Source organism: Tistrella bauzanensis (genome assembly GCF_014636235.1).
Lineage (GTDB): Bacteria > Pseudomonadota > Alphaproteobacteria > Tistrellales > Tistrellaceae > Tistrella > Tistrella bauzanensis.
Genome location: NZ_BMDZ01000026.1, coordinates 15,805 through 30,633, shown reverse-complemented (window position 1 = coordinate 30,633; position 14,829 = coordinate 15,805). Strand labels below are relative to the sequence as shown.

Annotated in this window: 10 protein-coding genes; 7 read left to right on the top strand and 3 right to left on the bottom strand. The window is 65.3% G+C overall.

What is annotated here, in order from left to right:
- Nucleotides 1–31 precede the first annotated feature (31 nt).
- The 7 genes from IEW15_RS12100 to IEW15_RS12070 all read left to right on the top strand — a co-directional run bounded on the left by IEW15_RS12100 (nucleotide 32) and on the right by IEW15_RS12070 (nucleotide 10,422).
- Nucleotides 32–2,458, top strand: a complete 2,427-nt coding sequence (locus IEW15_RS12100) for a penicillin acylase family protein (RefSeq protein WP_188578176.1) — start codon at nucleotides 32–34, stop codon at nucleotides 2,456–2,458.
- Between the two features lie 60 nt (nucleotides 2,459–2,518).
- Entirely contained in the window at nucleotides 2,519–3,775 is a 1,257-nt protein-coding gene (locus tag IEW15_RS12095) for a threonine ammonia-lyase (RefSeq protein ID WP_229708039.1), read from the top strand.
- 187 nt (nucleotides 3,776–3,962) lie between these two features.
- Nucleotides 3,963–4,709: an arginyltransferase gene (locus tag IEW15_RS12090; protein WP_188578174.1), complete on the top strand. Its 747-nt coding sequence runs from the start codon at nucleotides 3,963–3,965 to the stop codon at nucleotides 4,707–4,709.
- Between the two features lie 307 nt (nucleotides 4,710–5,016).
- A complete protein-coding gene (locus IEW15_RS12085) occupies nucleotides 5,017–6,129 on the top strand; it encodes a TRAP transporter substrate-binding protein (protein WP_188578172.1) in 1,113 nt (370 codons plus the stop codon).
- 642 nt (nucleotides 6,130–6,771) lie between these two features.
- Nucleotides 6,772–7,881, top strand: a complete 1,110-nt coding sequence (locus IEW15_RS12080; RefSeq protein WP_188578169.1) for a TRAP transporter substrate-binding protein — start codon at nucleotides 6,772–6,774, stop codon at nucleotides 7,879–7,881.
- A gap of 416 nt (nucleotides 7,882–8,297) precedes the next feature.
- Nucleotides 8,298–8,840, top strand: coding sequence for a TRAP transporter small permease subunit (locus IEW15_RS12075; RefSeq protein ID WP_188578167.1), 543 nt, complete (start codon nucleotides 8,298–8,300; stop codon nucleotides 8,838–8,840).
- Between the two features lie 4 nt (nucleotides 8,841–8,844).
- Nucleotides 8,845–10,422, top strand: coding sequence for a TRAP transporter large permease (locus tag IEW15_RS12070; protein WP_188578165.1), 1,578 nt, complete (start codon nucleotides 8,845–8,847; stop codon nucleotides 10,420–10,422).
- A gap of 153 nt (nucleotides 10,423–10,575) precedes the next feature.
- Here the strand turns inward: IEW15_RS12070 and parC are convergent, their stop codons facing one another.
- The 3 genes from parC to IEW15_RS12055 are packed head-to-tail and all read right to left on the bottom strand — an operon-like array spanning nucleotide 10,576 to nucleotide 14,703.
- A complete protein-coding gene (gene parC / locus IEW15_RS12065; RefSeq protein WP_188578163.1) occupies nucleotides 10,576–12,894 on the bottom strand; it encodes a DNA topoisomerase IV subunit A in 2,319 nt (772 codons plus the stop codon).
- A gap of 28 nt (nucleotides 12,895–12,922) precedes the next feature.
- Nucleotides 12,923–13,762 carry a DNA repair protein RecO gene (gene recO / locus IEW15_RS12060; protein ID WP_229708038.1) on the bottom strand — a complete coding sequence of 280 codons (840 nt, stop codon included), beginning with the start codon at nucleotides 13,760–13,762 and terminating at the stop codon, nucleotides 12,923–12,925.
- On the bottom strand, nucleotides 13,759–14,703 hold the full coding sequence (locus tag IEW15_RS12055) for a LysR family transcriptional regulator (protein WP_188578161.1): 945 nt from the start codon (nucleotides 14,701–14,703) through the stop codon (nucleotides 13,759–13,761). The genes recO and IEW15_RS12055 overlap by 4 nt, the downstream gene beginning before the upstream one ends.
- Nucleotides 14,704–14,829 lie beyond the last annotated feature (126 nt).

Below are 14,829 nucleotides of genomic sequence, written 5' to 3'. Positions count from 1 at the left end.
GCGTTGTCCGTTGACCAAGGAACGAAGCTGCATGCGCTGGATCGGTCGAATTCTTGGCGGCCTGATATTTCTGATCGTGGCTGCCGTGGTGATCGGCGGCCTGTGGCTGCGGACCAGCCTGCCCGAAACCGAGGGGCGGATCACGCTCAACGGCCTGAAGGGCGAGGTCACCGTCATCCGCGATGCCGAGCACATCCCTCATATCAAGGCCGGCAGCATCGAGGACGCCCTGTTCGCGCTGGGTTATCTGCATGCCCAGGACCGGCTGTGGCAGATGGAGTTCCAGCGCCGGGCCGGCTCGGGACGGCTGTCCGAGATCGCCGGGGCATCGACCATCGGCATCGACCGGTTCATCCGCACCACCGGCGTCTATCAGCACGCCGCCCGCACCTATGACCGCCTGGACGCCGAAACCCGCGGTCGCCTCGATGCCTATGTCGCCGGCATCAATGCCCAGATCGCCGGCCATGATGGCGCCTGGCCGCTGGAATTCGTGCTGACGGGCATCACGCCGTCACCCTGGACGCCAGCCGACAGCCTGGTCTGGCTGAAGATGATGGCCTGGGATCTGGCCAAGAACTGGCGCGACGAGTTGCTGCGGGCGCGGATGATCGCCGCCGGCATCACGGTTGAGCAGATCGCCGACCTGTGGCCCGATTATGTGGAAGGCGGCAATGTCGCCTTGCCCGAGATCGCCGACATCGGTGGGCTGGACGCTCTGGCGGACGTCTATCGCAACACCAGCTTCGCAAATCTGCTCGACGATGGTGCGGCACCGCCGATCGACGGTATCGGCTCGAACAACTGGGTCATATCCGGCGCCCACACCCGCAGCGGCAAGCCGCTGCTGGCCAATGATCCGCATCTGGGGCTGGCGGCGCCGTCGCTATGGTATCTGGCACATCTGTCGGCGCCAGGGCTTGAGGTGATCGGCGCCAGCCTGCCGGGCCTGCCCACGATCATGCTGGGCCGCACCAACAGTTTCGCCTGGGGCTTCACCAATACCGGCCCCGATACCCAGGACTTCGTCATCGAACGGTTGACGGCACCGGGCGCCGATACCTATGAGACGCCGTCGGGGCCGATGGAATTCACCACCCGGACCGAGACCATCACGGTCAAAGGCGGCGATCCGGTGCAACTCACCATCCGCGAAAGCCGCAACGGCCCGATCATGACCGACGTGGCCAGGGGCGGCAGCGACCTCACCGACCGCCGCCATGTTCTCGCCTTCCGCTGGGTGGCGCTGACCGACGACGACCCCACGCTTCAGGCCGCTTTCGCCGCCAACACGGCCACCGATTTCGCCAGCTTCCGCGAAGGCCTGCGCAATTTCTACTGGCCGCAGCAGAACATCGTCTTCGCCGATACCAGCGGCCGGATCGCCTATCTGGCGCCGGCACGGGTGCCGATCCGGGCAAATGGCGACGGCTTCCTGCCCACCCGCGGCTGGACCGATGAAGGCGCCTGGACCGGCTGGATTCCCTATGACGACCTGCCGCAGCTTACCGACCCCGAGGACGGGCGCATCGTCACCGCCAATCAGCGGATCACGCCCGATGGCTATCCCTATTTCATCAGCCGCGAATGGACGCCGCCTTACCGCGCCGACCGGATCGACGAGATGCTGGATGCCACGCCCGCCCATGACATCGCCAGTTTCCAGGCGATGATGGGCGATACCACCTCGCTGATGGCGCGCGACTTCATGCCGCTGATGCTGGCCGGCCTTCGCGATGCCCGCAGCGACCACGCCCTTGCGGGCGATACCGCCCAGATGCTGAAACGCTGGGATGGCGACATGGCGGCCGACGCCACGGCCCCGCTGGTGTTCTCAGCCTGGTATCGTGCCCTGCTGCCGCGCGTCGCCGCCGACGAGCTGGGGGATCTGTATGGCGACTATAGCGGTCATCGCGCCGAATTCCTGATGCGGGCGCTGACCGATCGGCCGGTCTGGTGCGACGACACCAAGACCCCCGAGACCGAGACCTGTGCGGTCCAGATCGCCCGGGCGCTGGATGACGGCCTGGCCGCACTGGTGCGGGTCTATGGTGACGACATGGCGACATGGCGCTGGGGTCAGGCGCATCCGGCCGTGTCTGAAAACCGGGTGCTGGCGGCGGCGCCGGTGTTGAAGGACGTGTTCGCGATTTCCGAGCCGATCGGCGGGGACACCTTTACGGTCAATGCCCAGCGCTGGTCGGCCAGCGACCCCGAGGGGCCGGCCATGTTCAACTCCACCCACGGCCCCGGCTATCGCGCGATCTATGATCTGGCGGATCTGAACCGGTCTGTGTTCATTCAGAGCACCGGTCAGAGCGGCAACCCGCTGGCCGGTTCTTATGACGGCTTCGCCGACCGTTGGGCCGCCACGGCTTTCGTGCCCATGATCACCGACTGGTCGGTGATCGAGGCCGCGGATGGCGGCCAGCGCCTGACCCTGACGCCGGGCGGCTGATCCGGCGCCTTCTCGACAAGCCTCGCATCACCGCATCCATCAGCCCCCGGAGCCCCACCCGTGCCCGCCTCAACATTGCTGCCCCTCGACGATATCCGTGAAGCGGCGCGCCGCCTCGACGGGTCGGTCGAGCGCACGCCCTGCAAGCCGTCACGCACCCTCAGCCTGCTGACCGGCGCCAAAGTGATCTGCAAATACGAGAACCTGCAGTTTACCGCCTCGTTCAAGGAACGCGGGGCGCTGAACCGCATGCTGGCGCTGGATGATGCTGTCCGCGCCCGCGGGGTCATCGCCATGTCGGCCGGCAATCACGCACAGGGCGTGGCGCTTCAGGCGCGCAAGCTGGGCATCCCCGCCACCATTGTGATGCCCCGCTTCACGCCCTTCACCAAGGTCGCCCATACCCGCGCGCTGGGCGCCCGGGTGGTGCTGGAAGGCGACACCCTGGAAGAAGCACGGGCACGGGCGGATACGCTGGCGGCCGAGGCCGGCTATACCTTTATCCATCCCTATGACGATCCGCTGATCGCCGCCGGCCAGGGCACCGTGGCGCTGGAAATGCTGGAACAGGCGCCCGAGATCGGGGTTCTTCTGGTACCTGTGGGTGGCGGCGGCCTGATCGCCGGCTGTGCTGCCGCGGCCAAGGCGCTGAAGCCCGGCATCGAGGTGATCGGGATCCAGGCCGATCGCTATCCATTCATGGCCCAGGCCCTTGGCCGCGAGGTGCATGCGGCCCAGGGCATGACGATCGCCGAGGGCATCGCCGTCAAGAGCCCGGGCCAGTTCACCCGCGCGGTGATCGCCGAGATGGTCGACGACATGATCCTGGTCAGCGAGGAGGCGATCGAGCACGCCGTGCAGCTGTTCGTCGAAATCGAGAAGACGGTGGTCGAGGGGGCAGGCGCGGTTGGGCTTGCGGCCTTACTCGATCCCGCCCATCGGGCCCGCTTCAAGGACCGGACCGTCGGCATCGTGGTCAGCGGCGGCAATATCGACACCCGCATTCTGTCGTCGATCCTGCTGCGTGGTCTGGTCCGCGATGGCAAGGTCATGCGACTGCGGGTGATTTCCTATGACCGCCCGGGTGAACTTGCCCTGGTGGCGCGGCTGGTCGGGGATGCCGGCGCCAATATTCTCGAGGTCTATCACCAGCGGGCGTTTTCACATGTGCCGATCAAGGCCGTGGAGATCGATCTGGTGGTGGAAACCCGTGGGCCGGAACACGCGGCCGAACTGATTGTGGCGCTGGAGAAAGAAGGGCTGGAAGTTCAGCGCCTGGATCACGACATCAGCCAAAGTGGCTCGCTTCAGATGTGAGGTGGCCAGCCGCGGAGACCGGAGGGGCGCCTGTGGCCAACGGGACGGCACGGGACTATCACGCAGGCCCGCACGACCGCTGCCATGGTTTGTCGCGGCGGCGCGCCCCTGCTATATTTCAGACAGGGATGCGTGCCGGCCGCCGCGCAGCGATCCGGCCCCGCAGATTGCGACCACGGAGATTGCCATGAGGGAGTGGCCGCATCGGGCGCAGCACCTGTTCACCATGACGGTGGCCCATCCCTGCCCCTATATCGATGGGCGGCTGGAGCGGGACGTCGTGGCGGACCTGAACGTGCCCAATGCCCAATCCTTCTATGACTGGCTGCTGCGCTCCGGCTTTCGTCGCGTACAGCACATGGCCTATCGCCCCGCCTGTCCCGGCTGCTCGGCCTGTGTGCCGGTGCGCATCCGGGTGTCAGGGATGGAGCCCAGCCGCAGCCAGCGCACCGTGATGCGCCGCAATGCCGACCTCAGCCACGCCGTGGCACCACTGGTTGCGACCGAAGAGCAATACGCCCTGTTCCTGCGCTATCAGCGCAGCCGACACGCCGATGGCGAGATGGCGACCATGACCTTCCACGACTATCGGATGATGGTCGAGGAAAGCCCGATCGATACCCATATGGTCGAATTCCGCGCGGGCGACAGCCGACTGATCGCCGTCTGCCTGACCGATCGGGTCCGCGACGGCTTGTCGGCCGTCTACAAATTCTACGATCCCGACGAATCCCGCCGCAGCCTGGGCACCCGGGTCGTGCTCTGGCACATCGACCGCGCCCGCGAACTCGGCCTGCCATACGTGTATCTGGGCTACTGGATCGCCGAAAGCCGCAAGATGGCCTACAAGGCACGGTTCACGCCGATGGAGGCATTGATCGACGGCGCCTGGCAGTCCCTCCCGCGCCGTGACGCCACCACCGGGCCCCGCTGATCACCGGGCAAACCGCTGACCACCGCCGGGATATGTCGCCGGACGTTGTGGAGATTTCTCGTTCCGGTTGTGCGATTGATGCGCCTGCATTGAGTTTCGCGCGAGCGCGTGGTTGACCTATTCACTTTCTGCGCACGCCTCCTATAATCGGCGACCAAGAATGACCGCGCGGTCCGCCCGTCCCGCAGACGGAAACGCCCGGTCATCGGCACGCCGCCCCTGATCCATCCGGTCCGCTTCGGGAGACAGCGCACCGGACCGGAGGTGCTGCGGGTCGACATGATCCACGTGGGAGGCCCGTCCAAAAATGAATCGCCGTTCATTCCTCCGCGGAGGCGTTGCCGCCGCCGCGGCAACCACCGCTGCAGCCGCTGGCGGCATCTCGGCACCGGCCATCGCGCAGTCGCGCATCGAATGGCGCATGGTCACCTCGTGGCCCAAGAACTCCCCCGGTGTCGGCACCTCGGCCGCCCGCCTGGCGGAGCGTATCGAGGCGATGAGCGCCGGTCGTCTGGTGATCAAGGTCTTCGGCGCCGGTGAACTGGTGCCGGCTTTCGGCACCTTCGACGCCGTCCAGCAGGGCGCCGCGGAGTGCTATCACAGCCCCAGCTATTACTTCGCCGGCAAGAATCCCGGGCTGACGCTGTTCACCTCGATCCCGCTCGGCATGACCGCGTGGGAAGCGCACGGCTGGTGGCTGCATGCCGGCGGCGAGGCCTTCCAGGACGAGATGACCAAGCCCTTCGGCATCAAGGCCATTCCGTGCACCAACACCGGCGTTCAGGCTGCCGGCTGGTTCTCGAAGGAGATCAAGTCGGTCGAGGATCTGAAGGGCCTGAAGATGCGCACCGCCGGCCTGAACGCCGAGATCCTGCGCCGGATCGGCGTGAACGTCATCACCCTGCCGCCGGGAGAGATCTTCCAGGCCATGCAGTCGGGCACGGTCGACGCGGCCGAGTGGATCGGTCCCTGGAACGACCTGGCCTTCGGCCTGCATCGTCTGACCAAGAACTATTACGTCGCCGGCGTGAACGAGCCCTGCGCGGTCGCCGAACTTGGCATGAGCCAGGCGCGCTGGAACGAGCTGCCCGACGACCTGAAGGCGATCGTGCGCTCGGCCTGCGGCGCCGAATATGAAGCGGCCTTCACCGAATACTTCACCCGCAACACCGAAGCCATGGAGGTGCTGAAATCCGAGCATGGCGTGCAGGTGCGGGCCTTCCCCGATGAGGTGCAGCAGGCCATGGCCGACGGTGCCCGTGCCGTGGCGCTGGAATTGCGGGATCGCGGCGACGACGTCACCAAACGCGCCTGGCAGTCATATTTCACCTATCTTCAGCAGGCGCGCGCCTATGGCAGCAATGCCGAGGGCGGCTATCTGGCCCTGCGGGCCAAGTTCGACGGCATTCCCGTCGGCTGACGCCTGCTCCGCATGACACCACGATACCGCGCTGCATCATGGTTCATGATGCAGCGCGGTACGTTCTGGAGACAACAAGGCATCCTGCCACCAGCACTCATGCCCCCGCATCCAGCTATCACGTCTTTTGCGAGCAGCGCATGGCATGGAACCGCCATGCCCGGCAGCCCTGTTTCAACATCCGTACCCAGGATCCGCGCTTTGTCGACGGGGCCCGTCGCGAAGCCTCCGGCACCTGATCGATACCCGCTTAAGACGATGGCCGAAACATGGTGGAAAACCACCGGTGGCATTTAGAGGACGCCGCCCTGTTCCCATCGGCCATTCAGGATGAATATTGCACCGCACAATTGAATTGTGCGGTGCACGTGAAATGAAAACCGCTCCCGCAAAGGGTGAACATTGCTGACCAATTGGACCATGTCGGCTTGCGTTCACTCAATGACCCCTTATACTACTCTCAGGTCGCCTGACCGGGGTCCACACATGGCAGAGACACATGGGTGGGGAGGGGCTGGATCAGGTGATGCTATCGGGGATGCCGCGTTCCATCATCACGGCCCGAGCCGTTCGGACCAGAGGTGACGGGCAACCGGTTCATCAAAACAAACCGCCAAAAAATCATCAGGGAGAGACCGATCGATGGATCGTCGTTCGTTCCTCAAGGGATCGGCCGCCGCTGGCGCTGCCGCCGCCGCCGTTGCTGCTTCGAATTTTCCGGCACCGGCCATTGCGCAAGGCAAGATCGAGTGGCGCATGGTCACCTCGTGGCCGAAAAACTTCCCGGGTCTCGGCACTGCCGCTGAGCGTATCGCCGAGTACATCACCACCGCCAGTGGCGGCCGCCTGACCGTGAAGGTCTATGCGGCGGGTGAACTTGTACCGGCTTTCGGTGCGTTCGACGCTGTGCAGCAGGGTGCCGCCGAGGCCTTTCATTCAGCCGCCTATTACTATGGCGGCAAGCATCCCGGCTTCCACTTCTTCACCACCGCGCCCTATGGCCTGTATGCCGCCGAGCAGTACGCCTGGTGGACCTTTGGCGAGGGTGAAAAGCTTCAGGACGAGCTGTATGCGGGCTTTGGGGTGAAGGCCTTCCCGGCCGTCAACACCTGCGCCCAGGCCTGCGGCTGGTTCGCCAAGGAAATCAACAGTCCCGACGACCTGAAGGGCCTGAAGTTCCGCACCGCCGGCCTCAACGCCGAGATCTTCCGCCAGTTGGGCTGCAATGTGGTGCAGCTGCCGGGTGGCGATATCTTCCAGGCCTTGCAGTCGGGCACGGTTGATGCCGCCGACTGGGTCGGGCCGTGGAACGATCTGGCCTTCGGTCTGCACCGCGTTGCCAAGAATTACTACACCCCTGGCATCGGCGAGCCGTCGGCGACCATCGAGATGGGCATCGGCCGCAAGCATTGGGACGCCTTGCCCGACGATCTGAAGGCGATCGTGCGTCAGGCCTCCGCCGCCTGCTATCAGGATGGTGTCGCCGAGTTCATCACGCGCAACAGCGCCGCGCTGAACACGCTGATCAATGAGCATGGCGTGAAGGTCGCGCCGTTCCCCGACAGTGTCTACAGCGCGCTGGGCCAGGCGGCAGAATCGTCGATGAACGACCTGCGCAACAATGGCGACGATCTGCTGAAGCGGATCTGGGCCAGCTATTACGGCTTCCGCAACAACGCAATGGCCTGGGGCCAGCATGCGGAGCAGCCATATCTGAACGTCCGGGCCGCCGGCCCGAAGTTCTCCGTCTGACACCCCGGTGGCGGTTGCAGGCCTTGCGCCCGCCTCCGCCACCGCCCCGAACCCGTGCCGACGCGACTTCCACCGCGGCGGCACGGATTTTCGTATGGCGGAACCCCAACCTCCGGATCGGTGGAGTTACGCGTGAACAAAACAACTTTCACGTGTGACCGTGGATGCAGTTCGAAACAACGTTTCATTTTTGGCCGTCAAGGCGACATCTTGCGACGATTACTTGGGCTCGTTTAAGATGAATCGTTCGCCGCACTGGAACCGGTGATGGAACAGTCAAAAAATGACAAAAAGACTGCATTTTCCGGGCACTTCTTCTATACAAGGGGCAACGTTTCGGCCCTGACACAAGGCCGATCGCTCCCCCGCCCGCCGCCTTCACCGAAGGCACAAGAACCCATCTAGGAGGGAACACCGTGAATGCCCTCAGAGCGCTTGCAAGCGCCGTGGACGCGGTGAACGAAGGAATCGGACGAGTCATCTCCTGGCTTGCTCTCATTTTGGTGATCGTGCAGTTCGCAATCGTGCTGATGCGCTATGTCTATGGCGTCGGTGCGATCGCGGTTCAGGAATCGATCCTGATCATGCACGGCGTGCTGTTCCTCGTCGCCTCGGGTTATGCGCTGCTTTATGACGCGCATGTCCGGGTGGACGTGTTCTACGGCGAAGCCAAGGCACGCAAGAAGGCGATCATCGATCTCATCGGCTGCATCGTCTTTCTGGCCCCGTTCATCTATGTCATCTGGACCGTCGCTTATCCGTATGTCGCATCATCCTGGGCGGTGATGGAGTCATCAAACGAAACCAGCGGCTTGCCCGGCATTTATCTGTTCAAGACCACGATCCTTGTCTTCACGTTCCTGGTCGGCATACAGGGTGTGGCGCTGGCTCTGCGCTCGATCCTGGTGATCGCCGGCATTGACGACACGAACAAGTCTCGTACCGGCGGGGCTGTGTAACGACATGCTGATCAAGGACTATCTCGACATCGCCATGTTCGCCGTCCTGATCGGGGCGCTGCTCATGGGCTTCCCGGTCGCCTTCACCCTTGGCGGCGTATCGATCATCTTTGCCGTCGTGGGCAATGCCCTCGGCGTGTTCGACCTCTCCTATCTCAGTTTCCTGCCCCAGCGCATCTTCGGCACCATGACCAATGAAACCCTGGTCGCGGTGCCGTTGTTCGTGTTCATGGGCGTGATGCTCGAACGGTCCAAGGTCGCCGAGGAACTGCTTGAGACCATGGGCCTGCTGTTCGGGCGCATGCGCGGCGGTCTCGGCATCTCGGTATCGGTTGTGGGCGCGCTTCTTGCCGCCTCGACCGGCATCGTCGGCGCCACTGTCGTCACCATGGGCCTGATCGCGCTGCCGACCATGCTCAAGCGCGGCTATGATCCACGCCTGGCAACCGGTGCCATCGCGACGGCAGGCACACTCGGCCAGATCATCCCGCCATCGATCGTGCTGGTTCTGCTGGGCGATGTGATGGGCTCGGCCTATCAGCAGGCCCAGTTGAAGATGGGTATCTTTTCACCCGATACGGTGTCGGTCGGCGATCTGTTCGCCGGCGCGCTGATCCCGGGCCTGATGCTTGTCGGCATGTATATTCTCTATCAGGTGCTGGCCTCGTTCATCAATCCGGCCGGCTCTCCGGCACTGCCGGAGGAAGAGGTCATGGCGGCCCGCGGCGCCGGATTCGGCAAGCGGATCTTCAGCGCCCTTGTGCCGCCGCTGGTGCTGATCATCGCGGTTCTGGGCTCCATCCTGGGTGGCCTCGCCACCCCGACCGAGGCGGCCGCCGTCGGCGCCATCGGCTCGATGATGCTGGGTGCCGCGCGCGACCCGGAACGCAGCCCGATACCGATCTACATTTCCGGCGCGGCGCTGATCGGCATCCTGGTGCTGACCGGCTTTGTCGACTTGCGCATCCAGCGCAGCGTGATCACCGGCGTCGAATGGGCCGGCGTCATCCTGGCCACCGTGCTGCTGGTGCTGATCGCGTGGGGGGCCGCCATCTCGATCATCCGCGCCAGGCGCACCGGCGTGCTGAACGAGGTGATGCGCGGCACCACCCGGGTGACGTCGATGGTGTTTGTCATCCTGATCGGCGCGGCCCTGTTCTCGCTGGTGTTCCGCGGCCTGGGTGGTGACGACCTGGTCCACGAGATCCTGACCGGCATGCCGGGTGGGACCTTCGGCGCCCTGCTGATGGTGATGCTCGTCATGTTCATGATGGGCTTCTTCCTGGACTTCATCGAGATCACCTTCGTGGTGGTGCCGCTGGTGGCGCCGGTGCTGTTGCAGCTGGACGTCAACCCGATCTGGCTGGGGGTGATGATGGCGATGAACCTGCAGACATCGTTCCTGACCCCGCCCTTCGGCTTCGCGCTGTTCTATCTGCGCGGCGTGGCACCGCCGTCGGTGAAGACCTGGGACATCTACAAGGGCGTGATCCCGTTCGTGCTGATCCAGATCATCGCGCTGTCGATCCTGTGGATCTTCCCGGGCATCACCACCTTCCTGCCCAACCTGATCTATCGCTGAGCCACCGGACCATCCGTGCCGTCCGGCGGGGGGCGGTCCGGCGCGGGTGGCCGGTGATCGACACAAGCATGATCGACACAAGCAAAGGCCCGGCGGATCCATATCCGCCGGGCCTTTGCCGTCCATGCTTCAGGTGTCCATGCTTTGGGCCGGTCAGTCGGTGAAGCGGTTGTCGCGTGGGAAACCGGTCGGCGCCAGGGCACCAGGGCCGCCACGGGCCTTGGTGATCCAGCGCTCCAGTTCGGGCAGCAGCACCTTGCGGGTCTGGCTGCCGCGCTGCCAGCTCAAGCCATCCTGCGGGGTATCGAGTTTCAGCCCTCTGGCATCACTGGGGCCGCCCTGGCGATAGCTTTGCAGACGGACGCCCTTGCCGCGCGTCATCTGCGGCACCTGATCGAGCGGATAGATCGCGAGCTTGCGGTTCTCACCGACGATCGCCAGATGGGTCGAGGCTGGGTCGATCGGTTTCACCAGCTTCAGCTTGTGGCCCTCACCCGGCACCAGCACCTGGCGCCCGGTCCGGGTCTGGGCCACCACATCATCGGGCTTCACCCGGAAGCCGCGTCCGTCCGAGGCCACCAGCAACAGGTCGCTCTGCGCCGAGGCCATCGCCAGGGTGACGATGTGGGCATCGGCCGCCAGTTCCACCATCAGCCGCAGTGGCTCACCGAAGCCACGGCCCGGCGGAAGTTTGTCGCCCAGCAGCGTGAACACCCGGCCGTCATCGGCGAAGACCAGAATCTTGTCGGTGGTATGGCCCTCGATGCGCAGCGCCTCGGCATCGCCTTCCTTGAAGCGCAGCTCCTGCTCGGGGCCGATATGACCCTTCATCGCCCTGATCCAGCCCATGGTCGACAGCACGATCGTGATCGGCTCGCGCTCGACCAGAGCCTCGATCGCCACGACGTCGGTCGCCGGTGCCTCGCCCGGTGTGGTGCGGCGGCGGCCCAGCGTTGTATCGGGGCCGAAGCGCTTGATCAGGTCGGCGAATTCCACGTCCAGAACATCGCGCTGACGGCCTTCATCGGCCAGCAGCGTCTTCAGCTTCTTCTGCTCGGCCGCGAGCTGTTTGCTCTCGCGCTCGATCTCGATCTGCTGAAGCTTGTGCAGGGCCCGCAGCCGCATGTTCAGGATGGCGTCGGCCTGAACCTCGGTCAGCTCGAAACGCCGTATCAGCCCCACCTTCGGATCGTCGGCGGTGCGGATGATGTGGATCACCTCGTCCAGGTTCAGATAGGCGATCAACTGGCCCTGCAGCACTTCCAGCCGGCGGCTGATCTCGCCCAGCCGGTGGCGGGTGCGGCGGCGCAATACCTCGACCCGATGCTCGATATAGGCCGCAAGCACGCCGCGCAGGCTCATCACCTGCGGGACGCCCTCGCCATCCAGCACGTTCATGTTCAGGCTGAAGCGGGTTTCGAAATCGCTCTGCCGGAACAGGCTTTCCATCAGCATCCTGGGGTCGACCTCGCGAGAGCGCGGCTCCAGAACGATCCGCAGATCCTCGGCGCTCTCGTCGCGGACATCGGCCAGCAGGGCCAGCTTCTTGGCCGCCAGCAGCTCCGCCACCCGCTCGATCAGCCGCCCCTTCTGCACCTGGAACGGGATTTCGGTGATCACGATCTGATAGCGGCCATGGGGCAGGTCTTCGCGGTTCCAGCGCGCCCGCACCCTGAACCCGCCCCTGCCGGTCGCATAGGCCTCGGCGATCGCCGCCTTCGGCTCGATCAACTCGCCGCCGGTCGGGAAATCCGGCCCCTGGACGTATTGCAGCAGGCTCTCATGGCTGCAGTCACGATACCGGTCCTCGGGCCGAACGATGGTGCCCTCGGGAAACGCGGCATCGGTCTTGCGGTGGCGCAGCAGCAGCCGTGCCGCCTCTCCCAGTTCGGCCGCATTATGCGGCGGAATGCTGGTCGCCATACCCACCGCGATGCCGGTGGCACCATTGGCCAGCAGGTTGGGGAAGCCCGCCGGCAGCACCACCGGTTCCTCGTCGGTGCCGTCGTAATTGGGCCGGAAACCGACGGTGTCGCGGTCCAGATCCTGAAGCAGCAGCATTGCCACCTCGGTCAGCCGGGCCTCGGTATAGCGCATCGCCGCCGCGTTATCGCCGTCGATGTTGCCGAAATTGCCCTGGCCATCGACCAGCGGATACCGCAAGGCGAAATCCTGGGCCAGCCGGACCATGGTGTCATAGACCGAGCTGTCGCCATGCGGGTGGTATTTGCCGATCACGTCACCCACGACGCGGGCGCATTTCTTGAACCCCTGCGCCGGGTCCAGCTTCAGCTGCCGCATGGCATAGAGCAGGCGCCGCTGCACCGGTTTCAATCCGTCACGGACATCGGGCAGCGAGCGGGAGGTGATCGTCGACAGGGCATATGCCAGATAACGCTCACCCAGCGCGTCGGCCAGGGGTACGCTTTCGATCAGCCCGCCATTCAGCGGGCCTTCCGTCTGGTCGCTCATCGGATCTCCCTGGTCACGGTGCGGGCCTTCATCGGGTGGTGGGTGTGTCGCCGGCGTCTGCCGGAGATGGACGGGCGCCGGCCACACGTCGCGCCAGGCGCTCGGCCAGGGTGACCCGCAACGGCGGCGGTGGTCGGCCGGCGCCGGCAAATCCATGTCGATCGAGGAAGTAAAGCGTCAGGCGCATGCCGTCAACGATCTCGGCGAGCGGTGGCCCCGCAGGGCTGCCCACCATCGATCGCCGGTCGATGGCGGGATCGACATCATGCAGAAAGGTCATGTCGTTCAGGAAGGATGGCAGCGGCAACAGCCGGTCGGCATAGGGTCGACCGGCCCCCCGCGACACCGCACGGCCGGTCCGCGGCGACACATGGGCCAGATCATCCGTGCCCCCTGTCACCGCACAGCGCGCGAGGTCCAGCCCGAAGCCCATCTCGGCCAGAAGATCACGTTCATGCATCACGAACAAGGCGCCCCAGACAGCGAGCGGCGCATGCTCAAGCGCCAGGATCAGCGCCTGCGTGCGTTCGAACAGCCCGGGCACCGTCTGGCGGTCGGGCAGCACCCGGTCGAGCACGGCTGCCATGGCGCCAAGTGCGGTCAGACGGTCGGCATCGTCTATCAGACGGCCCACGACTTCATCGACCGGTTCAATGGTGAAGGCGCCAAGCTGGGCATCGAGACGGCTCTTCCAGGTCATGCGCAGCCGGTTGCCCGGTTCCAGCGCGCCCCGCAGCCGTCGCCCCGCGCCGCCCCGCACCAGCCCCATATGCCGGCCATGCCCGGCGGTCAGGGCCGAGAGCAGAACATCCGCCTCACCATGCCGCCGTGCCGCCAGCACGACGCCCTCCTCGGTCCAGTCGATCATGTCGCCGGCCCTTCTTCGACTGCCGCGACCGGCGCCCGGCCGGCGATATGGCGCATCAGCCCCTGGGCCAGGGCGTCGAACATCACACGGCAACGCCGGTTATCGCGCAGGGTCTCGTGCATGGCGAGAAAGGTCTCAAGCGGCAGATCGACCGCATCGCCCAGCACCCGCACCAGCCGCGGATCCCGCGCCGCCAGCGGCACCTGACAGATGCCGATACCACAGCCGGCCCGGATCGCGGCCAGTTGTGCCAGATCGCTGTCGCTGCGCACCGCGAAGCGCGACCGGTCGAGTGCCCCGGCGGCAGAGCCCGCACCCCTCCGCATGCGCCTGATGGCATGGGTCTCGCGGTCGAAGCCGATCACCCGATGCCTGGCCAGATCCTCGATCCGCATAGGGGTGCCGTGTCGGTCCAGATAATGCCGATGCGCATGCAGGCCCAGGGCAATCACCCCCAGTCGCCGCACCACCAGCGCGTCCTGAGTTGGCACCACCATCCTGACCGCGATATCGGCATCGCGGCGCAGCAGATCTTCCAGCGCGTTCGACAGTTCAAGCTCGATCACCAGATCGGGATGGCGTGCCTGAAGTGCCGCCACCACTGGTGGCAATACCTCCACACCCACCACCTCGCTTGCCGTCACCCGCACGACGCCCGCCACTCGGTCACCGGGCCCCGATGCCGCCCGCAGCAGCGCCGCCGTGGTCGCAGCCAAGGTCTCGGCATAAGGTTTCAGATCCAGCGCCGCTTCCGTCGGTTGCAGCCCATGCAGCGACCGGGTGAACAACTGCACCCCGACCGCCTGTTCCAGCGCGTCGACATGACGGCCGATGGTCGGCTGGGTCAGCCCCAGTGCACGCGCGGCAGCCGACAGCGACCCTTCCCGCAGCACGGCGAGAAAGGTCCGGTAGAGATCCCAGCTGGGGTCGGATCCATTCATACATTTCAGTATAGCAGACCGCCATCTTTCGGCAATTTCGGGAGAGGCGCGCATGGTCGATGCTATCGCCCTCAGGCCAGGCCACGGCGACCGCGCCGCGGCCCGACCCGGCCACGAGAGGAGATG